Origin of the sequence: Desulfovibrio sp. TomC (assembly GCF_000801335.2) — a bacterium.
Classification (GTDB): domain Bacteria; phylum Desulfobacterota; class Desulfovibrionia; order Desulfovibrionales; family Desulfovibrionaceae; genus Solidesulfovibrio.
On the sequence record NZ_JSEH01000023.1, the window covers coordinates 26,069 to 49,298 of the forward strand.

Consider the following 23,230-nt stretch of genomic DNA (forward strand, 5'->3'; position numbering starts at 1 on the left):
CCACAACCGACCGGCTGCCCAGTCAGCCCCCAAACCCCTTTACAAACTTCTCCAATTGCAGGGGCCCGGGGGGATCATCCCCCCGGCCGCCGGAGGCATCTTCCGTCTTCTCTCCTGCCCCCACGCTCCCCCTACCCGCGATAGCCGAACACCAGCCGCAATACCCGTCGCACGAGCGGCGAGAAAAGTTTCGTTTCCAGCGTCCGGCCGGCCGCCCGTTTGCCGGTCTCGCCCAGGGTCGGATAGGGCAGCACCGTGCCGGCCAGGGTGGACAGGCCCACCTTGCCGGCCCGGGCGGTCAGCCATTGGGCCAGCAGTTCCCCGGCCCCGCTCCCGGCAATGCCGACGCCAAGGAGCCGGCCGCGTTTGCCGAGAACCAGCTTGACCAGCCCGGCGGTCTCGCCGGCCGCCCTGGCCCGGTCGTTGCCGGAAAACGGTTCGACAATGACCGTGTGGGGGATGCCGGCCGCCTTGGCCTGGGCCTCGGTCAGTCCGGCCGCGGCCAGGGCCGGGTCGGTAAAGGAACAGCGCGGCATAAACGTGTAATCAACCCGGCGCGGCAGCCGAAAGACCGCCCCGGCCACCACCACCCCGCCCTCGTAACCGGCGGCATGGGTGAACTGGTGCCCGCCGGTCACGTCCCCGGCCCCGAAAATGTGGGGGACGGAGGCACGCAGCCGGTCATCCAACACAAGCCCCTTCTCTGTATAGGCAATCCCGGCCGCGTCAAGATTCAGTCCGTCGAGGTTGGGGGTGCGGCCCATGGCTACGAGGATGGCCTCGGCCGCAATTTCCCGGCGCTCGCCCTCGTGGATGACGGTCACCGTGCGCAGCCCGGCCGCATCCGGTCCGGCCACCGATTCCACCACCGACCCCAGGCGCACCTCCACGCCGTCCGCCGTCAGGCCGGCCGCCACAACCGCAGCCAGATCGGCGTCCTCGCGCGACAGCAACTGGGCGCTTCGCTGCACCACGGTCACCCGGCTGCCCAGGCGGGCAAAGGCCTGCCCCATTTCAGCGGCAATGGCCCCGCCGCCGAGGATCACCAGCGACCGGGGCAGTTTTTCCAACGAAAACAGTTCGCGGTTGGTCAGGTAGCCGGCCTCGGCCAGTCCCGGGATATCCGGCACGGCCGCCCGCGATCCGGTGGCGATGACGATGCGGTCGGCCGTGATGCGCCGGCCGTCGAGCTCCAGGGTGTGGTCATCGACAAACCGGGCCTGGCCGAAATGGACCTCGGCCCCGAGCCGGCGAAAGCGGTCCGGCGAATCATGTTCCTGGATGCCGGCAATGACCCCTTGGATGCGCCGGCGGACGGCCGCGAAATCAACCGGCCCGGGTTCGATGGCCGGCAAGCCGTATTCGGTGGCCCGGCCGGCCAGATGGCGCACCCGGGCCGTCTCGATCAGCGTCTTGCTCGGCACGCAGCCAAAATGCAGGCAGTCGCCGCCAAGGGCCTGTTCAGACTCGACCAGAAGCACGCGCACCCCGAGGCGGGCCGCGCCGGCCACCACCGTCAGCCCGGCCGCGCCGCCGCCCATGACCAGCAGATCATACTCGCCCCGATGCCGCATAGGTCCCTCCGTTTTTCCCAAATACTTGCCGCGCCCCTATGGCGGACGGCAAAATGATGATAACGGAAAACGCTCGAAAGCCAAACTGTCGGCGCGCTCCCGGCCGACATCCGAGGGAACATATGACGACGCACTCCTACGATCTGGCCATCATCGGCGGCGGCCCGGCCTGTGGTCCGGCCGCCCGGCGTTGCCGCCAAGCCGGCTGGTCCGTGGCCATCCTTGAATCAGGCTTGCTGGGCGGCGTGTGCCCCCACACCGGCTGCAATCCCAAAAAGGTGCTCATGGGACCGGCCGAGGCTGTGGTCATGGCCCGCCATCTGGCCGGCAAGGGCATAACCGGCGAGCCGCAGCCCGATTGGCCGGCCATGGCGGCCTTCACCCGGACCTTCACCGAACCCGTGGCCCCGTGGCTGGCCGAAGACTACCGCAAGGCCGACATCGAGGTGATCCACGCCCGGGCCGCCTTTACCGGCCCCAACACGTTGCGCGCCGGCAACACGGACATTGCCGCCAAAAAAATTCTCATTGCCGTGGGCGCAACCCACCAGCGTTTCGACTTCCCCGGGGCCGAGCACCTCGGCACAAGCGACGAGTTTTTGGCCCTGACAAAGCTCCCCGCCCGCATCGTCTTTGTCGGCGGTGGTTTTATCGCCTTCGAACTGGCCCATCTGGCCCATGTCTGCGGCGCGCGCGCCACCATCCTCACCCACGGCGACAGGGCGCTTCGCCGCTTTGACGCCGACGCAGTCTCCCGACTTGTTGCGGCCACCCGGGCCATGGGCATCGCGGTCCATGTCAACGCTCCGGTGGCGCGCATCGACAAGGAGCCCCACGGCCTGTGCCTCAGCGTCCCCGGCCACGACATTGCCGCCGACATGGTCGTCAACGCTGCCGGACGGCCGCCGCAAACAAGGGGCCTTGCCCTCGATCTGGCCAATGTCGCCGCCGGCCCGGCCGGCATCCGCGTCAACGAGTACCTGCAAAGCGCCACCAATCCCAACGTCTACGCGGCCGGGGACTGCCTGGATGCGCCCTATGCGCTGACCCCGACCGCCGACCTGGAAAGCCGCGTTGCCGCCGAAAACATGCTCTCCGGCAACACCACGCCCATCAACCGCGTCGGCACGCCAAGCGTCCTTTTCACCCAACCGCCCCTGGCCATGGCCGGGCTGACCGAGTCCGAGTGCCAGACACAAGGCATCGCCTACGTCAAAAAGGAATACGACCTCGCCAACGCCTTCCCCTGGCAACGCCTGGGCGAACACCCGGGCTATTCCAAGACCCTGGTTTCCCCCGACGACGACCGCATCCTTGGCGCGCACATCCTCGGCCACGCCGCCGAGGAGATCATAAACGTCGTGGCCCTGGCCATGCGCCAGGGCTTGCCGGCCAAGGCGCTTCGGGAAGCGATCTGGGCCTATCCGACCTGCGGCTATTATCTGCGCTACATGTTTTAGGCGAATCGGGGCGCTGCCCCGACCCCCTCGACAGGGGAGGCAGACAAGCGGGTTAGCACGGAAACTTCGTTGCGAGCACGGGTTGACTTCAGCCCCGGAGTGGACAACTGAAGGGTTTGCAGAAACGGATTGCCGACTTCCTGGAGAAGATGTCCGTTGGGTTCCTGGTCGGGGCCTTTTTCCAGGGCTCTTGGGCGGCAATGTTTTTTAGCGCCGTGGCCATTGCCACGAGTTTGCATCTGACGAAGAGGATGGAGCAATGAGCGCCAATACCGTGATCTGGATCGCCGGCCTGATCTGTGTCGCCCTCTACCTCTATGCGCTCACGCTGCCGCCTGACAAACCCAAGCGCCCGGACGATTGCTGAGCCCGCGCCATCCTTTCGCTGTTTACGCCCTCCGGGAGACCGGGGGGCTTTTTTGCGCCCGAAAGGGGACAGAAGAAAAAACTACTTCGAGGCCATGACGCACACGCCTATCCACTTTTCGGGCGCCACGGCCAGATGTTCGCGGCACCGGCCGACGTAGGAGGCGGCAGCCGGGTCACTGTCGGCGATTTGGGAGAACTGTTCCAGGGCGGCGGCAAAATCGCCTTGGGTGAAGGCGTCAAGGCCCCTGGCGTAGACGGCAAAGGTTTCGGCGCGCTCGGCAGCCTGCTTGGGCCACATGGGTTCGGAAACGACCACGGGTTCGGCCCGGCCGACCACGGCCACCCGGGCCAGGGTGCGGGCGGCGATGGTCTCGCCCATGGCCTCGCGGGTGGCCTGGGAAATCATGGTCCGGGTGCCGAATTGTTTGTTGATGCCTTCCAGGCGCGAAGCCAGGTTCACGGCATCGCCGAGCATGGTGTAGTCGAAACGGGAATTGGACCCCATGTTGCCAACGACGGCCGCACCGGTGTTGAGGCCCACGCGCATAATGACCTCGCGGTGGACGATGGGGTCGAAAAGGGGACGCATTTCCGCCAGCTTCTGCTGGCAGCGCAAGGCGGTGCGCACCGCCCGGGCGGCGTGGTCGGGCTGGTCCAGGGGGGCGTTCCAGAAGGCGATGATGGCGTCGCCCTCGTATTTGTCCACCGTGCCGCCCTCTTCCAGGATGATGTCGGTCATGGCCGTCAGGTAGGTGTTGAGAAAAGCGGTCAACTCCTGCGGTCCCAGGCCTTCGGAGATGCTGGTGAAGCCCTGGAGATCGGAAAAAAAGATGGTGAGTTCGCGCAGTTCGCCGCCAAGGCTCATGCGCTCGGGGTGGGCAATGAGCTGTTCGATGACGGCGGGGCTTAAATATTGGCGGAAAGCGGTCTTGATGAAGCGCTTCTGGCGGCCTTCGGTGGCATAGCCGATGAGCACGGCCGTGGCCAGGGAGGCGGCCACGGCCGTCTCCGGCAGGGCCAGCGGCTGCCAGGAACCCAGCGCATAGGCGGCCAGGGCGATCAGGCCCGGCAGCGGCACGAGCAGGACGACGCAGGCCGCGCCGGCCACGGCCCCGGTGGCCAGGGACACGGCCAGCCCGGCGACCAGGGACAGCACGGCAGTCAACAGCCAATCGACCAGAGGCGGGGCGTCGTGCAGGAAGTCGCCGGAGAGCAGGCTTTCCAGCACCTGGGCGTGAATTTCGACGCCCGAGGAATCGCCGTCCACCGGGGATGGCCGCAGATCAAGGAGGCCCGGGGCAGAGAAGCCGAACAGCACGTAGCGGTCGCGAAAAATTTCAGGATCGAGGGTTGGCGCGCCGCCGTCGCGCAGGGCCAATTCGCTTTGAATGACGGCAGCGGCGGACACGGCCGGAAAAGCTTCGGCCGTGCGCCAACGCGGGATGACCCGGCCCCAGGGATCAAGCGGAATCGCCGCGTTGCCCAGATGGAAGGCGTCTGTTGAGACGGCCAGGGGGGCGTCTGGATTTTTCAACAAAAAGGCGGCCAGGGGCAACGCCGGCACGGGCCGTCCGTCAAAGACGCCGAACAACGACAGTCGGCGGTAGACGCCGTCAGGATCGGATTTCTGGCTGACGTTGCCGAGAACCCTGGCTCCACTGGCCACGTCCGGCACCGGGAAGGCGGCCTTGGGATAGACCGGGGCTACGTCCGGGGGCAAACTGGCCAGCCAGGAATTGAGGCCGGCCACGGTCAGGGACGACGCCGGCAGATCGGTGGGCCAATGGGTGTCTTTGCCGGATTCGCGGCCTAAAAAGACGGCCAAAGCCAGCTTGTCCAGACGTTTGCCGGCATCGGCCAGGGCAGCGTCGTCGGTCACGCCGTAGACCGACGGTTCGGTGTAGAGCACGTCAAAAGCCACGCCGGCAGCCCCTCCCCGACGGCAAAAGTCCAGGATGATGCCGTAGACTTCCCGGGGCCAGGGCCAGGACAGGCCGTTTTCCTTGGCGCCCCAATCCAGACTGGCCTGATCGAGAAGAATGAGACGCACCGCGTCCGTGGCAGACGTTTTGGGAGCGAGCAGACGGGCGCGCCAGTCGAAACTGCGGGCCTCGAAGGCGTCGGTGAGGCCGGTCAGCGAAAGCAGCCAAGCGGCGGCCAGTCCGACCAGTCCGGCGGTCAGGCCGTGGCGCAGGCGCTTTTGAAAGACGTCGCGGTGGGCGACGGGCGGCGCGGCCGGGGTTGCGGCGGCAGTGGTTGGCTGGCTCATGGGTGTTCGTATCCGGCTGGGTATTGCCGGGGACCGGATACGGCCCCCGGCACGGGAAAGGATCGGGGCCGGGTTAGATATTGCCCAGGGCGGCCTTGAAGCGGGCGGCCCGGACCGCTGGTTCGTTGACCTCGGCCACCCGGGCGAGCTTGGCCAGTTCACTGATGCGGTCGCCGGGGGCGGGATGGGTCTTGGCGAAGTCCGCGCCGCCCGGGGTCAGGCGTTTTTGCATTTCGGCCAACATGTCCGGCAGACCGGAGGGATTGTAGCCGGTGCGGGTCAGGATGGTCACGGCGGTCTTGTCCGCCTGGTATTCCAGGCTGCGGGAGTAGCCGTTATTGACCATGGTGGTCATGATGTCGCCGATGGAGTCGGCAAAAAGGCTGCTTAGCTGGGACAGTTGTCCGCCGCCGACGTGTTTGACCGCCTCGCCGCCGATGATGCCCAGGGCTTCGGTGGTGCGGGCGCGTTTGATGGCCCGCAGCGCGTCCTTGTTCTGGACGTGGGCGATCTCGTGGGCCAGGACGGCGGCCAGGGCGTTTTCACCCGAGCAACAGCGCACCATGCCGCGGGTGATGAAGACGAGTCCGCCGGGCGCGGCAAAGGCGTTGATCTCGGCCGAATCGAGGATGAGGAAGTGGTAGCCGCCGTAGGTCTGGGGCATGTCCGAGAACATGGCCAGGGCTTGCCCCACCTCGTTGACGTAGGCGTTGGCCGCGGCATTGGCCAGGGGATGGTATTTGGTCAGGAGGGTCGCGCCGACGGCCCGGCCGATGAAGTATTCCTGCTGCGGGTTGAAGTCTTCGGCCGCGTGGGCCACGGCCGTAACCCCTTTGACGGCCGAGGCGGCGTAGTCGCCCACGGGCGCGCCGCCGACGTTGACGCCAAAGGAACCGAGCGCCTGGGAGAGCGCCTCGGGATTGCGACAGCCGGCCAGAGCCAGGACGGCCAGACCCAGAACGACGCAGACAATCAGGGAACGCGATTTCACTGTGCGCCTCCCTGGGGTTTGACGTCGCCCTGGCTCAAAAAGGCCAGCAGGGCGGCAGCGTCGTAGTGCGCCCGCTCCATGGCGTCGACAGCGGCGAAATTGCCGCCGTGGCTGCGCTTGTAATCGGCCTCGACTTCGGCGGAAAAGCCTTTGCCGGCCAGGGCCATTTCCTTGCCCGACACGCTGCCGGGAGCGGCCTGCCCGCCGGCCAGGGCCAGTTTTTCCGTGGAAAGGGCGGTCTTGTGCATCCAGCCGGCCACACCGCCGGACAATGTCACCTTGGACCAGTCGCCCTGCTCTTCCAAAACATCCACGGACTGGCCATAGCCGGCCTTGCCCACGATCTTGCCCACAAACGACGGGGTGGCGCGGACCTGTCCGTCGCGCACCGATACGCTCATGACCTTGGCGGCAATGGCCCAGGCCGTACCCAGGCACAGGGCCAGGGTCAGGATAAAGGCCAGTTTCCGACTGCGCATTCCTGCCTCCTTGCGGCATCCGAGAACACCGGTTCCCGCCCCTGTCTTTCGCGCCTGTAGACAGGGGCGTCATAGTGTCGAATTGTCGTCACAACGCCGAATTATCGTTCGACCGTGACCTTGGCCAGCTTTTCAAAATAGCGAATGATGCTGCCATGGTCGTCCTCGCCGCAGCCATCGGCCAGCATGGCCTGCATGACTTCCATGACCGAGGCGGTCAGCGGCAGGGGGACATGCAACTCATGGGCCGTCTGCATCACGTTGGCCAGATCCTTGGCGTGGAGCTTGATGCGAAAGCCGGGATCGAACTTGCGGTCCATGACCAGCGGAGCCTTGGCGTCGAGCACCGTGCTGCCGGCCAGCCCGCCCCGGATGGCCTGATAGACCAGATCCGGCTCCACCCCGGCCTTGGCGGCCAGGACAAAGGCTTCGGACATGGCCGCGATATTAAGGGCCACCACGATCTGGTTGGCGAGCTTGGCCACGTTGCCGGCCCCGACCTCGCCAACCCGGGTGACGGCAGCGGACATGGCCGAAAGCACCGGGGCAACCGCCTCGAAATCGGCTGCGTCGCCGCCGACCATGACGGTGAGCGTGCCGTCAATGGCCTTGGGTTCGCCGCCGCTGACCGGGGCATCGAGAAACCGCACGCCCTTTTCGGCCAGAGCTGCGGCCATCTCCCGGCTGGCCAGGGGAGCGATGGAACTCATGTCCACGACGTAAAGGCCCGGATGCGCGCCGTGGACGACGCCGCCCTCGTCCAGGAGCACTTCGCGGACCTGGGGCGAATCCGGGACCATGGTGATGACCAGCTCGCTGGCCTCGGCCACGGCGGCCGGCGACGGGGCGTAGACGGCCCCGTGGCTGACGACGGCCTCGACATTGGCCTTGGTGCGGCTAAAGACGGTCAATTCGTAGCCAGCCGCAAGCAAATTGCGGCACATGGGCTTGCCCATGATGCCAAGGCCGATAAATCCGATCTTTTTCATTCTTTTTTCCTCATTGATTCAGGGAGAAGCTGCTGCAAAGCCATTGTACGAAAGAGCAAACCACTTGTTTGCTTCTCCCGTTGCAGGGGTCCGGGGGATCGTCCCCCCGGCCGCCGGAGGCTCAGAGCGTTTGCCCCATGGCCGCCACCCAGGCAAGCGAGGCCTCGGTGTCCGGGGTGGGCACGTATTCCAGGCCGATATAGCCGCCATAGCCCAGGCGGTCGAGTTCGGCAAAGAGAAAGGGAAAATGGATCTCGCCCGTGCCGGGCTGGTGGCGGCCGGGGTTGTCGGCGATCTGGATGTGGCCGATGCGGGGCAGATTGGCGGCCAGCGTCGCGGCCAGCTCCCCTTCCTGGCGCTGGGCATGGTAGACGTCGTACTGCATGGCGGCGTTTGGCCGGCCGACCGCGTCCAGAAGGGCCATGACCTGGCTCGTGCGGCACAGGACAAAACCGGGGATGTCGAAGCGGTTGATGGCCTCAATGACCAGGGTGATGCCTTCGCCGGCCAGCATATCGGCGGCATAGGCCACGTTTTCAGCCAGGGCGTCAAAGGCCTCGGCCTCGGTGACGCCATGGGCAAGCTTGCCGGCCAGACAATTGAGCCGCGTCACGCCAAGGGTCTTGGCGTACTCCACAGCCAGGGGCACCCCGTCCCGAAATTCGGCCACGCGCCCGGGATCGGCGGCAATGCCCCGGTCGCCGGCCGTCCAATCGCCGCAGGGGAGATTGAAAAGCACCTGGGTCAGGCCGTTGTCGTCCAGAAGCCGGCGCAGCTCCCGGGCCGGGGAGGCATAGGGGAACAGGTACTCGACGAAATGAAAGCCGGCGGCCCGGGCCGCGGCAAAACGCTCCGGAAACGGGCGCTCGGTAAAAAGCATGGTCAGGTTGGCGGCGAACCGTGGCATGAAACCTCCCTTAGGATTTATCGGCAGCGGCGGTCTGGGCCTGGGCCTTGGCGGCGGCGGCCGGATCGAAACACGGCGCGCCGGAGAGAAAGCAGGCCACCATGGTCTCGATGCTCTCCTCGCTGACCATCAGCATGTCGGTCTGGCGGGTGAATTGCAAAAGCCGCCCCATGTGCCCGAGCTTTTCGGCAATGACCTCGGGCGAAAACTTCTGGAACCGGCCGGACACCCGATCCGAGACGGCCTCCACGCTAAAGCCCAGTTCGGCCAGGATGCGGCCGATGGCCCTGGCCCGACGCGAGCGTTTGACGTCGTCGGCCGCGCCGCCGGAAAAGGAAAAGGTGATGTAGTTCTTGTTGACGGTCTGGCCGCAGTAGCAGTCCAGCACGCCGTAGTGGTAGCCCACCCGGGAGCTGAAATTGAGGTATTTGTCCGAAATAATGGCGTAGGATTTCTCGCCGAACCGGTCAGCCCCGGCTTTGGGCTGGGCAATGAGCTGTTCGGACATGACCGAGAGGAAGCCGCCGAGGTTGACCGGCCGCAGGGCCTTGGCCTCCTCGGACAGGACCAGACCCGTCAGCAGGGCGGCAAAGGGGCGCGAAGCGATGTCGGCCGGACGCACCCGCGCCCTCCCCGCCGCCTCCTCCCGGATGCCCCCGCCAAGATCGATGATGTGCAGATCAAGCCCGGTGGTGGCGGAAAGCACGTACGTCCCGCCCTGTTGGCCGGAGACGAGGTCGCTGACGGCAAACATGCAGCCGTAGGACCATTCGTGGAGAAGCCGGGTCACGTCGTGCAGGCTCGTGCAGTTTTCCGGGCGAAACTCCGGGGCCTTGGGATTTAAAAGGGTCAGCGGCACAATGCGCCGGGCCACCTGGCCCAGGATGGCGTGGACCTGGGTGCCGGCCATGAGGGCCGAAGGCTCGGCCGCCTCAGCGAGCAAACGCTCCACCCGGCCCCGATAGATGCGCCCGGCCCCGACGTCCACGGTGACGATGTCGCCCGGGGCCAACAGGCTCGTGGCCCCTTCCAGGCCAATAAGAGTCGGCACGCCAAATTCCCGCGACAACGAGGCCATGTGCCCGGTGACGCTGCCGTGGTCGGTGACAATGGCCGCCGCCCGCTTCATGACCACCATGAACTGGGGCGAGCTGTGGGAGGCCACCAGCACGGCCCCCTCGGGAAAACCGTCCAGATCGTCCTCGGTCACCGCCCGGTACACCGGACCGCAAGCCACCCCGCTGGCCGCGGCCTGCCCGCCCTGGGCCACGATCTCGTAGCCGGGCACGGGCGGGGCGCTGTTTTCCGCCACATCGGCCAGGGCGGTCAGCTGCCGGGATTGCAGGATGATCAGTTCGCCGGCCGCGTCCAAGGCCCACTCCATGTCCTGGGGCCGGCCGAAATGGCGCTCCAGGGCCAGCCCCCAGCCGGCCAGGGTCCGGGCCTGCCCGGCCGTCAGGCAGGGGGCGGTGCGCTCGGCCTCGGGAACCTCCACGTCGAGGAGGCCCCCGGCAGCCGCGGCCACCAGCATCCTGGGCTTGTCCGCCACGACCACCGAGGTCGCCTCCAGGCTTTCGCGGTCGAGCAGATAGGTGTCGGGGGTGATGACCCCGTCAACGGCGTAGGGACCAAGGCCCCAGACGGCGTTTATAAGCACTTCCTGACGGCTTGGGGCCTCGGGCAGGCGGGTATACAGGACGCCGGCCGCCCGGGAGGGGATCTGGGCCAGACAGGCCACGGCCATGGCCACGTCGTCGTCGGGAATGCCCTTGAGCAGGCGGTAGGACATGGCCCGGGGCGTAAACAGGCTGGCGATGACGAACGTATACGACGAGGCCAGCCGGTCCGGGGCGACATTGAGCATGGTGAGGTACTGGCCGGCAAAGGACAGTTCGCCGTCCTCGCCGATGGCGCTTGAGCGAACGGCCAGCCGCATTCCCGGCCCAAGCCGGGCTTCCAGGCGTGTCGCGGCGGCAGCCATGTCCCGGGCCACGGCCTCGGGCAGGGGAGCGCGCAGGATGGCCGCCTGGATGTCCTCGGCTGCGGCGGCCATGGACCCCGGATCGTCCGGGGTGATGCCCAGGCGAATGCTGGCAATGGTCTCAAAGAGCCCGGCTTCCTCGAAAAAGGCGCGAAAGGCGGCCGTGGTCACGGAAAACCCGGGCGGCACCGGCAGGCCGGCCCGATTGGCGATCTCCCCGAGATTGGCGCATTTGCCGCCCACCTGATCGACCATTTCGCCAGTGATCTCGGCCAGATCGAGCACCAGTTTGCCGCGCAGCGGATTGACCCGGCCCTCAAGGACGGTCTTGATCTCGCCCGACAGGCGTTCGACCAAGGCCAGCAGCACGGGCTGGGGTCGCCCCGAAAGCCCCTCGAAGCTTTTGATCATGCGGATGGCGTGAAAAATGGCCCGGCTGCTGCGCGACCGGATAAAGGCCATGCCGAAAACCTCGCGGCCGGAGAGCATGCCCTCGATTTCCGAGCAGATCTTGAGCAGTTCGGTGTTGGATTCGAGCAGCGACTGGAACCGGTTGTATTTTTCCCGGAACACCGCCGCCGACTGGTCGCGGTTGGCCGGCGTCTTGGGCCGGGTGAAGCTGGCTGCAAGGTTTCGCAGCCCCGAGAGGACCGTACCCATGGGCGTACTCCGGACGCGGCAGGCAGCGATGCCCGTCGCCGGTTATGGCGCTTTCCCTTTTGCGCCCGGTGAACTTCCCCGCTATGCTCGCCCGACCCGCCCTCCCGGGCGGAACAGGGAGGCACTCATGGGAGCGAATCTGGCCATCGTCACGCTCGTCGTCGTCTTTTCCATCGTCATTGGCCTGTATATCGGCGGCAAACTGCGCCGCAAGCGCTAAAAGGCCGCGGTTCCGGGGGAGGCTTCGCCCCGCTTTTCCGGGACCGCCGCCAGGTCAAGCCCCAGGGCCAGGGCCAGACGTCTGAGGATGCCCAGAGCGCGGGCAAATTCGTAGCGCTCCACGGCCTCGGCCAGTTCAGCCACTTCCGGCGGCGCAACACAGCCGACAAAGGCCTCGCGGACCACGGCCATGTCTTCATCGGCCCGGATGCTGCCTTCGGCCAGATGTCCGGCCATGCAGCGCAACAGCGGCAACAGGCCCGCCCCGCCCCCTGTTGTCGGCCGCGGGCAGGTCGAATGGCGGGCTTTGTCCTCCCGACTGCCCATGACGCCCAAAAGCGCCTCCAATAATTCGCCCTGTTCAAAAACCTTGTGCAGGCAGGCGTCCATGCCGGCCTCCAGGCAGCGTTGCCGTTCCGCGTCCGCGTCATGGGACGTCAGGGCCACGATGGGGATGCCCGGTGGACACGGCGGGGCGACGCTGGCCGAGAGCAGCCGGCGGATGGTGCGGGCGGCGGTCGGACCATCCATCTCGGGCATCTCGATGTCCAAGAGAATCAGATCGAAGGGCCGCCCGCTATTTTTTTCCCCAAACAGCGTCCGACAGGCTTCCTTGCCGTTGTCGGCCGTGACCACCTCATGGCCGGCGTTGCGAAGAATCTGGGAGAAGATGGCCCGGTTCAGTTTGGCATCGTCCACCAGCAGCACCCGCCAGCAGCCTGTGGCGGAACAGATCGGCTCAGGGCCGCTTGGCGGCGTCAAGGCCGCGGCACTGGCCACGGCGGCGGCCAGGGCCGCGGCAAAATCGTCCATGGCGGCGACGTCGGGGCGCCCTCCATCGGACAGGACGACTTCAATGGCCCGGGCGGCCTCGGCCAGCGCGGAGGCGGCCAGATTGCCGGCCACACCCTTGACGGTATGGACCAGGCGTCGGGCCGACTCGATATCGCCCTTGGCCACGAGTTGCACCAGAGTGCCGGCGCAGTCGGCATAATCCCGGCCGAATTCCACAGCCACGCTGGCCAGCAAACGGCCATTGCCGCCAAGGCGCGTCAGGGCCGTGGGGATGTCGATGCCCGGCGACGGCTGTTTGGCCAAGCCGCCCGCCGTCTGGGCCGCGCTCGTGCGCACGGCCTGGGACTCGGCCTTGGCCCGGGCCGCAGCCGCAGCCGGCGCGATCCACTGGCCAAGCGCCTCCAGCAGGCAGTCCACCTCAAGCGGCTTGGTCAGATAGTCGTTCATGCCTGCTTCCAGACAACGGTCGCGGTCCTCGTCCAGGGCGTGGGCGGTCAGGGCCACAACGGGCAGATCGGCCGCGCCGGGCAGGATGCGGATGGCCCGGGTGGCGGCCAGTCCGTCCATCACCGGCATCTGCACGTCCATGAGCACGACGTCGTAAAAGGCCGCGCCCACCATCTCCACGGCCTCGCGGCCGTTTTGGGCCACATCGACCGCCGCGCCCAGGCGTTCCAGGGTCTCGCGGGCCACCTGCTGGTTGATGGCGTTGTCCTCGACCAGGAGCACCAGAGTCCCGGACAAGGGGCGCTCAGACAGGGAAATGGCGGCGTCGCCGGCCAGGGCCTGGATCCGGGGCGCTCCCGGCGACACCGGGGCGGCCGCCGGCGCGTCCGGCCGGATGTCGGCGGGGCGCTCGGCTGCGTCTTCAGCCAAACGGATGGAAAACCGAAACTGCGTTCCCTGGCCCGGCCGACTTTCAACGGACAAGGCCCCCCCCAAAAGGGCCACCCCCCGGCTGGCCAGGGCCAGACCGAGGCCCGTGCCGCCGTAGGGACGCGACAGGGAACCGTCGCCCTGGGTGAAGGATTCGAGCATGGCCGGAATGGAGGCCTCCTCCATGCCGATGCCGCTGTCGGCCACGCAAAAGGCCACGGCGGCTGTGCCGCCCTGCCGGGCCACCAGCTCCGCTTCCAGACGCACCACTCCGCGCTCGGTAAATTTCACGGCATTGTCGGCCAGATGGCCCAGGATGCCTTCGAGGCGCGAGCAGTCGCCCACCAGACGCTTCGGGATGGCCGGGTCCAGGCGCACGGTCAGGGCCAAACCCTTGGTCCGGGCCTCGGGCAACAGTCGGTCGGCCACCCGGGTCAGGGAGGCGGAGAGTGCAAACGGCGCGACCGTGAGATCGGCCTTGCCCTTTTCCAGGCGGGAAAAATCAGTGATGTCGTCGACGACTTCGAGCAATCCCCGGGCCGAAGCCTGGATCTTGGCTAGATAATCGGCAACCTTGGGATGTTCGAGCAGTGGTTGGGCCAGATTGACCAGCCCAATGATGGCCGAAAGCGGGGTGCGCATCTCATGGGTCATGCGGGCCATGAAATCAGCCTTGGCCTGACTGCCGGCCTGGGCATCGGTGCGCAGGCGTTCGATGACGCTGCCAGCCTCGGCCAACCCCTGGCGCAACCGGTCTCGCTCGGCCGAGACAGCAGCCAATTCACTCAGCAAGGTCTGGGCGCGATCCTGCTCCATGCTCTCTCCGTCGCTCTGAAAAGTTCGCGTCCACCGGATTGCGACCGATCCCGGATACCTTGGAAATCTGGCGTGTTTACCTCCTGGCGTCAAGGCCGCTTCAGGGGATTGGACAACCTCCCGTGCAGCCGTTACACCAAAAAAAATCGGAGGCCCCATGCCCCTTCCCCCGCAAACCCTGCTCGCCTTTGCCGTCACCGCCGTGGCCGTTCTTGCCGGCGCGGCTGTGGATGTCACCCAAAAACGCATCCCCAACCTGATCACCTTTCCGGCCATGCTGGCCCTCATTGCCGTCCATACCGCCTTCTCGGGCCTGCCCGGCCTGACCGACGCCCTGCTTGGGCTGGTGGGTGGGTTTATCATTTTTCTCATCCCGCACCTGTTTCGCGTGCTCGGGGCCGGCGACGTCAAGCTCATGGCCGCTGTCGGGGCCGGCCTTGGCCCCTCGGCCCTGCTCACGGTGTTTCTTTTCACCAGCCTGGCCGGCGGCGTGCAGTCGCTGGCCTGGCTCATGGCCAAACACCGTGCCGGCACAGGGAAAGAACCGGGCTACCGGGTGTGCTACGGCCCGGCTATCGCCGTCGGGACCCTGGCGACCATGGCCCTGCCCTTTTTCGGGCAGCCGTATCTTTCCATTGCCTTCCCCCGTTTCTAGTCTCGTTTCCGCGAAATCCGTTCCAGCCAGCATAAAGGACAACATCCTGGTATAATATCAAAATGCATTCTCAACGGTTGCAAGGAAGGCCACACGAGCGCCAGGGATTGTCCGCGCATCCCATTTGCCTTAGATACAGGCATGCTCGGTTCCACGTTTCCCGTGCCGGAGGCCCGTGCCATGTCCCATGCTTCGCACTCTTTCCGCCGTCAGGTCCTGGCTGCCGCGTTCTATGGGCTGGTCCTCCTCGGGGCGCTGTGGCTGGTGGCAGCCAGCTGCACCACGCCGGAACTGGGTTCGCGGCTTTATGACCGGGGGGCCGGACAAGCCGCCCTGCCGCTCCTGGAAACCGCCGCTGCCCGGGGCTCGGCGCCGTCCTCCTACCGCCTGGGCCTGCTCCTGGCCGCCGGCGAGATCATTCCCCGGGACCTGCCCCGGGCCTTGGCTCTTTTGTCCTTTGCCGCCGGTAAAAACTCTGTCCCGGCCATGGTTGCGGCCGGCGACCTGACCCGAAGCCTCACCGGCGACGACGCCGCTGCGGCCGCCCTCTACGCCAGGGCGGTCGGGCGCGGCGACGTAACGGCCATGGCCCGTCTGGGCATCATGCGGGCGTCCGGAGCCGGCGGCCCGGCCGACATCGACGCGGCCCTGGCCCTGCTTGGCCGGGCAGCCAAAGCCGGCAACGCCCAGGCGGCCACAGCCCTGGGGCAGACCCTGCTGGCCCTTGACGCGGCCGGCGACCCCCGGGGCGGCGACCCGGGGGCAGCGGCCAAGTGGTTCGAGGCGGCCGGTCAGGCCGGCGATGCCGAGGCGCTGACCCGGTTGGCCGAACTCGTGGCCGACGGCCGGGGCCTGCCGGCCGACACGGCCCGGGCAGCCAGCCTTCGCCGTCGCGCGGCCGAAGCCGGCCATGCCCCGGCAGCCTACGACCTGGGCCTTATGTATCTGACCGGCCAGGGGGTCACGGCCTATCCCCTGGAGGCAGCCCGGCTGTTCGAGCGGGCGGCCGAAGCCGGCCATGTGGCGGCCATGCTGCAACTGGGGGACATGTATTTCGCGGGCCTGGGCGTCTTTCGCGATCCGGCCAAGGCGGTGGCCCTCTACGACGCCGCGGCCCAGGCCGATGACCGGGCGGCCGCTGCCGCCTGCCGGCTCTTTGCCGCCGGACCGGAAGACCGCCGCGACGCCCCGCGCGCCGGGCGGTATTGCGCCAAGGCGGCCGAGGCCGGCGATACAGAATCAGCCATGCTCCTCGGCCTGGGCATGGTACGCGGCCGGATTCCCGGCGACGCGGCCCAAGGCGCGGCCCTGCTCTCCCGGGCGGCCTGGGCCGGCAACGCGCCAGCCATGTACGCCATGGCCCTGCTCCATCTGTCCGGCCAGGGCGTGTCCGGCAATCCGGCCGAGGCCTTTCGCTGGTGCGCCAAGGCGGCCGAGGCCGGGCTGCCGGAAGCCAAGGCCCTGCTCGCCGCCTTGTCGGAAGAGGAATTTCCCAGTGCCGCCAATCTGGCCAAGGCCATCGACTTCTACCGCGAGGCGGCCACAGCCGGTGACGCCGAGGCCGGCTTCGCCCTGGGGTCGCTCCTCTCCAAAGGGCTGGCCGGGCCGCCGGATTTCACTGAAGCGCGCAAATGGTATGAGCAGGCGGCCTTGGCCGGGGATGCCCGGGCCCAGTTCAACCTGGGGCTTATGTATCTGACGGGCAAGGGCGGCGCGGTCAACGACGCCGAGGCGTTGCGCTGGATGCTCGAAGCGGCCAAACGCGGCGACGCCCATGCCCGCAGCAATGTGGCCACCATGACCCTGACCGGCCGGGGCAGGCCGTCCGATCCCCGGGAGGCCTTCCGCTGGTACCGGCTGGCGGCAGGCCAGGGCTATGCCCAGGCCCAGGCCATGCTGGCGGGATTTTATTATGAGGGGCGGGTGGTGCCGCGCGATTTCGAGAGTGCGCTGTTCTGGCTGAATCTGGCCAGCCGCACGCCCGGCAGCGATGCCCTGCTGCTGCGGGCGGGCCGGGCCAAGGCGGTGCTGGAAAAGCGGCTTACCCCGGACCAGTTGGAGCGGGTGACAGCCCGACTGGCCGCCTACAAGCCGGCTGGCTTTGATCCTGAAGCGGAAAAGCTCGTGGTGGAGGCCATCAAATTTCTGCCGCCAAGCGCCCGGGGTCCGGGCTATCCGACCACCACCGCCCAGGCCGGCCCCGGGGGGACGCCGCCGCCGACCATAAGCGCGGCCGACCCCAAGGCCTTGTTTTAGCGTCGCGCCCGCAAACGCCGGGCCGGCAGGCAGGCCAAGCAGGCCGCCACACCAAGAGCCAAGCGTACAACGGACGTTCGTTTTGTGTATGAGAGCCCGCTCACGGCACCGCCACGGCTCCCAGGATCGAGGTTACGGCCGCGTCCGGGGTCAGCCCTTGGGCCTGGGCCTCGTAGGTGAGGAGCACACGGTGGCGCAGCACGTCCGGGGCCATGGCCTTGACATCCTGCGGCGTGGCGTAGCCGCGCCCGGACAGCAGGGCCAGCGCCTTGGCCGTGCGGGCCAGGGCAATGGCCGCCCGGGGTGAAGCGCCATAGGCCACCTGACCGGCCAGATGGTCCAGTCCCGACCCGCCGGGGTTCCGGGTGGCCCCGACCAGGGCCACGATATACTCCAGCAGCCGGGCATCGAGATGCACCCGGCCGGCCAGATCCGACAACGCCAGCACCTGCCCGCCGTCGAGCACCGTCGCCACCTCGGGTTCCTTCGCCAGACAAGCCCGGCGCACGATTTCCGCCTCCTCGTCCGGGGTGGGATAGGCCACCGTCAACTGGAGCAGAAACCGGTCCACCTGGGCTTCGGGCAAGGGATACGTGCCTTCCTGTTCAATGGGATTTTGGGTGGCCAGCACCATAAACGGCTGCGGCAGGGCAAAGGTCTCGCCGCCAATGGTCACCCGGCCCTCGGCCATGGCCTCAAGCAGGGCGGACTGCACCTTGGACGGGGCGCGATTGATCTCGTCGGCCAAGAGAATATTGGCAAAAACCGGTCCCCGGCGCACGACAAAGGTCCCGGTGGCCGGCTGGTAGATCTCCGTGCCGCAGATGTCGGCCGGCAGCAGGTCCGGGGTGAACTGCACGCGCCGGAATTCGGCCCGAAGCGCCCGGGCCAGAGTCGAAACGGCCAACGTCTTGGCCAGTCCCGGCACGCCTTCGATGAGCACATGCCCCCGGCACAAGAGGCCGATCAACAGGCGGTCGGTGAAAACGTCCCGTCCCACCAGCACCTTGGCCATCTCGGCCCGAAGCGCCGCCACTTGGCCGGCCGCAACCACCAGTTCCGTTGCATCGATCATACAGGATTCTCCCGGGGTCCGGTATGCCTTGCGGCGAGGCCGGCGGCAAGGGGCGAAGCGCTCGGGAGGGCTACTGGAAGTCCATGACCAGGGGTGCGGCGGACCCTGATTCGCCGGGACGGGTCACGGGCACCGGAGGCGGGGCGCAGGCATTGCCCTCAGGCACCGTCAGCACACAGCCGACCGGCAGTTTTTTGGGGTCCAGGCCCGGATTGGCCCGGGTCAGCACCGCCAGCGGGATGCCGAAGCGTTCGGCAATGGCGGCCGGACAGTCTCCCGGAGCGACGACATAGCGTTGTCCCGGAGTTTCCTCGTCGGGCAGTGCGAGATTTTTTGGCGGGACCGCCGGACGGGCGGCGGCGGGTGCGGGCGGCGGCCCGGAGGTTCCAGGCGCTCCAGGCGCCCCAGGCGCTGCGGGTGCTGTGGCTGCTGCCGGGGCCTCGGGAATGACCAGGGCGTCGCCGACCTTGAGGCGGCAGGGATCAAGGCCCTGGTTGCGGGCGAGGATGGCTGCCACGGACACGCGATAGCGTTTGGCCAGGGCGGCCGGATTGTCGCCGGGCCGGACGATGTGGGTGGTGTCGCCGGCAAGGCCCGGGCAGGGCATGGCCAGCAGGGCAAGAGCGAAAACCAACACGCACCAGGGCATGGCAGGCCTCCAGGTTGGGGGCATCACTAGCTTGGCCTCTACCAGTGGAGAGGCAATTTGACAATCTGTCCAGGCTTTGGGATAGCCAGGGCATCCTAATGCGCTTGATCGGGAGGTGCCTCTGATGTCGCTTCGCAACCTCGCCGCGCCCGTGGCTCTGGCTGCCTTGCTGGCCTGCCTGCCCGGCTGCGGTTCCATGAAATTCTCCTCGTCGGATGAACCGACCGGCAAAGATGCCGTGACCTCCGGCAATGCCGCCTTTGACCAGAAAGATTACGCCCGGGCCTGCCGGGAACTGTCAAAGGCCGGGGCCGCGGCCGGGGCCGAAACCCTGACCCGGGCCGGCATCGCCTGCAGCAAGGACGGCCAGGACAAGGCCGAGCAGGCCTTTCGGGCCGCCCTGGCCGCCAATCCTTCCTATGCCCCGGCCATGGAGGGCATGGGCCTGACCGCCTTTGGCAACGGGGACGCATCCCGGGCCAGAGACATGCTTGAAGCGGCGGCCAAGGCCGGCGGCAAGGACGCCCGGGCGACAGTCGCCCTTGGCGACGCATTGCTGGCCACCGGCCAGTGCGACAAGGCCCAGGCCGCCTATCAGGAAGCGCTTCGCCGCGAGGCCGGCAATGCCCAGGCCAAGGCCCGCCTGGACGCCACCCGGATGCTGTGCGGCGTCAAACGCCCGACAGCGGCCAGTTCGGCCGCCCCGGCAATGGGAACCGGCTCGACCGGCTCGCCCCTGTCCCCGGGCGCGTCCCAACCCACGGCCCCGGCCAGCCCCAAGGAGTCCGGCAAACCAGCCAAACCGGCCACCAGGACCATCGACTTAAACGACATTTAGCCGGCAACCGGCCGGAACGGGGCCTGGAGCAGCACCACCGGATTTGTGACGGGGAAACGGCCGCCAAAGCAGGTTTGCAAGGCGGCAGCGGCCGGGACCCCGCCCCCGGCCAGGGCCTACGTCCCGCTTCCCATAGCGCGCTCTTCCAAAAATACGTTGGTATTGCAGCCTATTGTCGTTGAATGCACAGAAACGGACTCAGGTTGGGGCAACAACTCGCAGTGCATTCGCAACTACATTTTGTTTTTTGCGAATAAAAACAGGACGTCAAGTCTCTTGCTGCGCCAAACCGGAGCCTGCCGTTTCCCGAAGGCGACACTAGGACAGCAGGGATTCGGACGTCGTACGCGCACTCGCCGGAGCCGGGCCGCCGCCCTGGGAACGGCCTGACGCCGTCGGCAACTCCACCACGAAGCTTGTACCGTGGGGGGCGCGCGCCTCGGCCCGGATGGCCCCGCCGTAGCGTTCGACAATATGCTTGCAAATGGCCAGTCCCAGGCCCGTGCCCTGACGCTGTCCCGGCTGGGTGTCGCCCTGGTGGGCCTGATAAAATTTGTCGAAGATGCGCTCGCGTTCCCCCGCCTCGATGCCGGGGCCGGTGTCGTCCACCCGCAGTTCCACCCGGCCCCGCGGCAACGCTCTGGCGACCAGGGTCACCTCGCCCTCAAAGGTGTGGCGGGCGGCGTTGGTGAGCAGATTGACCAGCACCTGCACCAGCCGGTCGGGATCCAGGTGCAGCGGGGGCAACGGCCCGGCGATGTCCACGACCAGAGCCAGACGTTCGTTTTGCTCGTATTCGCCGCCAACAGCCTCAATCGCCATGCGCACCACCTCGGCCGGGTCCACATGGCGATCGTTCCAGTCGAGCCGGCCGGACTCGATCTTGGAGAGATCCAGAAAATCGTTGACCAGCCGGGTCAGGCGCAGGCCCTCGTTTTCAATGATGCGCAGGTTGTCGGCGATGCGCGATCCCTTGCGGCGCAGGGGATCGCTGATCTCGGAAAAGGGCATGAACTCTTTGCAAAATTCCCGGCGGGTCAGCTTGGCAAAGCCCATCACCGAAGTGAGCGGCGTGCGCAGATCGTGGGTGACGGTGGCCAGGAAGCCGGATTTGAGGGCATCAAGTTCAAGGAGCCGGGTGTTGGCCTCGGCCAACTCGGCTGTCTGGCGGGTCAGGACCTCGGTGCGCTCGGCGACCCGGCGTTCCAGGTCGCGGTTAAGTGCCTTCAGCCGGGACAGGGCCATGTTGCGGTCGGTGACGTCGGCAAAAAGCGACAACATAAGCGGCCCTTCGCCTGGAAGAAGCAACGGGGCGCTGGTCATGGAGAAATAGCGGCCGTCCAGCGGGCTTTGAATTTCCATGGACACGGTGCGCCCGGCCAGGACCTCGTCGGCCGGACACCAGGGGCAGGGTTCTCCCCGGCCGTGCAGGGCGGCATAGCACGCCAGTCCGGCCGGATCGGCCCCGGCCCGGCGGCTCAGGGCGGCATTGCCAAAGAGCACCCGCCGGCGGACATCGCACACCGCCATGATGCCGGGGAATCCATTAAAAAAAGCCTGCTTCCAGGCCAAATGCCCTGCCCCCTGCCGGGCCAGCGCGTCGCGTTCGTCCAGCATGTCGAGGACTGTGGCCAGCCCGTCTGCGGCAAGCCCGCGCAAAACCCGTATCCCGTCGTCGGGGGCGAGAAAACCGGCGTCAGCCAGAAATATGGCATGGACAGGGAGTCCGTCCAAAGCAGCCAGCAGTCCGGGCAACGGATCGGGACCGGGCAGATCGAAAAGTGCAATGATGACGCAATCGGGCAGGACGAGCAGCTCGGCGGAAAGGACGCGGTGGAAGGCCAGGGGGGCGCAGGATCGGCCGGATCGGATAAGCTCGGCAGCCAAACCGACGGGGTCCCTGTCCGGGCCGCCGGCAATGAGCAGCCGGCCGCCGGTCACAATCGCTCCCCGCCCCCGGGAACGACCCGGGAGGCTGGGGTTGGGCCGGCCGTTGGCGGCAATCCGAAGCGTGGCGACACAAGCATTGCCATCAACTCCGTGTACAACAGGTTGCGGCAGACGAAGTGTCTTTTGCAACCGCGGCATTGGTAGCATAGCAGATAAGCAAGCACAACTCGCCCGCACGGTCCGGCCCCGGCCCCGCCACCTCCCGGGGGCTTCCCATCCGGGCGCAGCGCGAGTACACAGCGCCTCTTCGTTGCAAGGAGTACGCAGCCCATGCCCGCTTTATCCACCCTCTGGTCCCGGCTCGGGGCCGCAGCCCGAAAATTCGGCCTGCGCCACGCCCTGCGCACGGCTGTGGCCGCCGTGGCCACCCAGCTACTGGTCACGGCCCTGCATCTGCCCCAGGGCTACTGGGCCGTGGTCACGGCCGTCATCGTCATGCAGGCCAACCTCGGCGGTTCGATACGCGCGGCCTGGACCCGACTGGCCGGCACGGCCGTGGGGGCCTGTTTCGGGGCGGCCGCCGCCCATTTCGGCGGACAATCGGTCGTTGCCGCCGGCCTGGCCGTTTTTGCCACCCTGACCGTGTGCTCGGCCATTCCCCGCTTGCGGGAAAGCTCCCGGGTGGCCGGCATCACGGCCGTCATTGTCATTTTAGGCGGCCATCCCGACATCCCGGCCCTGGTCCTCGGGTTCGACCGCTTCCTGGAAATCGCCGTCGGCATTGTCACCGCCCTGGTCGTCTCGGCCGTGGTGCTGCCGTCCCGGGCCAGTCGCGCCCTGGCCCATGGTCTGGCCCGGCTCTTTGAGGACGTGGCCTCGCTTTTTGCCGTGGTGGTGGAAGGACGGCTGCGGGAAGACTATCCCGAGCGGCATGTTTTCGCCCTAAAAGACCGTATCTTACGCACTTTGGCCCGCTGCCGGGAACTGCGCCTGGAGGCCGACGCCGAAAGCCGGGACAAGGGCGAGAGCGCCATGCGGGCCATGCTCCTGTTTCGGGGCGAACGGTTGTTTGAACATGTGCTTGGCATGGACCATGTGGCCGTGGAATGGCGCGGCAAAGGCCTGCACCGCCACCTGCCCGAAGAATTGGCCGCCCTGGAACTTACCGGGGCCGAGGTGCTGACCGGTCTGGCCGCCCATCTGCGCGGCAGCGGTCCCCTGCCCGAGGTCGCCGCCCTGGACGCCGCCGTGGCCGCCGCCCGGGAAAAGCTCAGTGCCATGCGCCGCGACCGCGCCCCGGCCGCCTACGATTTAAGCGAAGTCATGCACTTTTTCAGCTTCGTCCACGGCATGTTGGCCTGCGCCGCCGACGCCCGGGAAACCGTCGCCCGCATCCGCTCCATGGAGATGGTCTAAGCCAGGCCCCTTGCCCGGTCGGCCCGGCCTTGATACCCCGGAGACAAGGACTTCGCCCCCGCCCGG

16 protein-coding genes are annotated in these 23,230 nt (G+C 67.3%); 5 read left to right on the plus strand and 11 right to left on the minus strand.

Features of this window, described 5'->3' with window-relative positions:
• Positions 1-131: 131 nt before the first annotated feature.
• Positions 132-1,574, minus strand: coding sequence for a dihydrolipoyl dehydrogenase family protein (locus NY78_RS17925; protein ID WP_043639043.1), 1,443 nt, complete (start codon positions 1,572-1,574; stop codon positions 132-134).
• 122 nt (positions 1,575-1,696) lie between these two features.
• On the opposite strand from NY78_RS17925, the gene NY78_RS17930 reads away from it, so the two are divergent.
• Positions 1,697-3,034, plus strand: coding sequence for a dihydrolipoyl dehydrogenase family protein (locus NY78_RS17930; RefSeq protein WP_043639046.1), 1,338 nt, complete (start codon positions 1,697-1,699; stop codon positions 3,032-3,034).
• A gap of 448 nt (positions 3,035-3,482) precedes the next feature.
• Here NY78_RS17930 and NY78_RS17935 read toward each other — a convergent pair whose 3' ends face one another.
• From NY78_RS17935 to NY78_RS17965, 7 genes are all read right to left on the minus strand, one after another.
• Positions 3,483-5,672, minus strand: a complete 2,190-nt coding sequence (locus tag NY78_RS17935) for a CHASE2 domain-containing protein (protein ID WP_082140091.1) — start codon at positions 5,670-5,672, stop codon at positions 3,483-3,485.
• Positions 5,673-5,745: 73 nt separating this feature from the next.
• Entirely contained in the window at positions 5,746-6,663 is a 918-nt protein-coding gene (locus NY78_RS17940) for a M48 family metallopeptidase (RefSeq protein ID WP_043639049.1), read from the minus strand.
• Entirely contained in the window at positions 6,660-7,142 is a 483-nt protein-coding gene (locus tag NY78_RS17945; protein ID WP_043639051.1) for an SH3 domain-containing protein, read from the minus strand. Before NY78_RS17945 ends, NY78_RS17940 begins: the two co-directional genes overlap by 4 nt.
• Before the next feature lie 101 nt (positions 7,143-7,243).
• A complete protein-coding gene (gene garR / locus NY78_RS17950; protein WP_043639054.1) occupies positions 7,244-8,131 on the minus strand; it encodes a 2-hydroxy-3-oxopropionate reductase in 888 nt (295 codons plus the stop codon).
• Positions 8,132-8,252: 121 nt separating this feature from the next.
• Complete coding sequence (gene hyi, locus NY78_RS17955; RefSeq protein WP_043639057.1) at positions 8,253-9,038, minus strand: hydroxypyruvate isomerase; 786 nt, start codon at positions 9,036-9,038, stop codon at positions 8,253-8,255.
• A gap of 10 nt (positions 9,039-9,048) precedes the next feature.
• Complete coding sequence (locus NY78_RS17960) at positions 9,049-11,679, minus strand: PEP/pyruvate-binding domain-containing protein (RefSeq protein ID WP_043639060.1); 2,631 nt, start codon at positions 11,677-11,679, stop codon at positions 9,049-9,051.
• Between the two features lie 216 nt (positions 11,680-11,895).
• On the minus strand, positions 11,896-14,385 hold the full coding sequence (locus tag NY78_RS17965) for a response regulator (RefSeq protein ID WP_043639063.1): 2,490 nt from the start codon (positions 14,383-14,385) through the stop codon (positions 11,896-11,898).
• Positions 14,386-14,542: 157 nt separating this feature from the next.
• Between NY78_RS17965 and NY78_RS17970 the strand changes: the two genes are divergently transcribed.
• Both NY78_RS17970 and NY78_RS17975 read left to right on the plus strand, forming a co-directional pair.
• Positions 14,543-15,040 (plus strand): A24 family peptidase, encoded by a 498-nt coding sequence (locus NY78_RS17970; protein WP_043639065.1) that lies wholly within the window; start codon positions 14,543-14,545, stop codon positions 15,038-15,040.
• Between the two features lie 180 nt (positions 15,041-15,220).
• Complete coding sequence (locus NY78_RS17975) at positions 15,221-17,296, plus strand: SEL1-like repeat protein (protein WP_043639132.1); 2,076 nt, start codon at positions 15,221-15,223, stop codon at positions 17,294-17,296.
• 100 nt (positions 17,297-17,396) lie between these two features.
• On the opposite strand, the gene NY78_RS17980 is transcribed toward NY78_RS17975, so the two are convergent.
• Entirely contained in the window at positions 17,397-18,371 is a 975-nt protein-coding gene (locus tag NY78_RS17980) for an AAA family ATPase (protein ID WP_043639067.1), read from the minus strand.
• Between the two features lie 70 nt (positions 18,372-18,441).
• Positions 18,442-19,020: a LysM peptidoglycan-binding domain-containing protein gene (locus tag NY78_RS17985; RefSeq protein WP_043639069.1), complete on the minus strand. Its 579-nt coding sequence runs from the start codon at positions 19,018-19,020 to the stop codon at positions 18,442-18,444.
• Between the two features lie 124 nt (positions 19,021-19,144).
• On the opposite strand from NY78_RS17985, the gene NY78_RS17990 reads away from it, so the two are divergent.
• Complete coding sequence (locus tag NY78_RS17990; RefSeq protein WP_043639071.1) at positions 19,145-19,858, plus strand: tetratricopeptide repeat protein; 714 nt, start codon at positions 19,145-19,147, stop codon at positions 19,856-19,858.
• 318 nt (positions 19,859-20,176) lie between these two features.
• Here the strand turns inward: NY78_RS17990 and NY78_RS17995 are convergent, their stop codons facing one another.
• Positions 20,177-21,799 carry a sensor histidine kinase gene (locus tag NY78_RS17995; protein WP_043639074.1) on the minus strand — a complete coding sequence of 541 codons (1,623 nt, stop codon included), beginning with the start codon at positions 21,797-21,799 and terminating at the stop codon, positions 20,177-20,179.
• A 279-nt stretch (positions 21,800-22,078) separates the two neighbouring features.
• Between NY78_RS17995 and NY78_RS18000 the strand changes: the two genes are divergently transcribed.
• Positions 22,079-23,164 carry an FUSC family protein gene (locus NY78_RS18000; RefSeq protein ID WP_043639076.1) on the plus strand — a complete coding sequence of 362 codons (1,086 nt, stop codon included), beginning with the start codon at positions 22,079-22,081 and terminating at the stop codon, positions 23,162-23,164.
• The last annotated feature ends 66 nt before the right edge of the window (positions 23,165-23,230 follow it).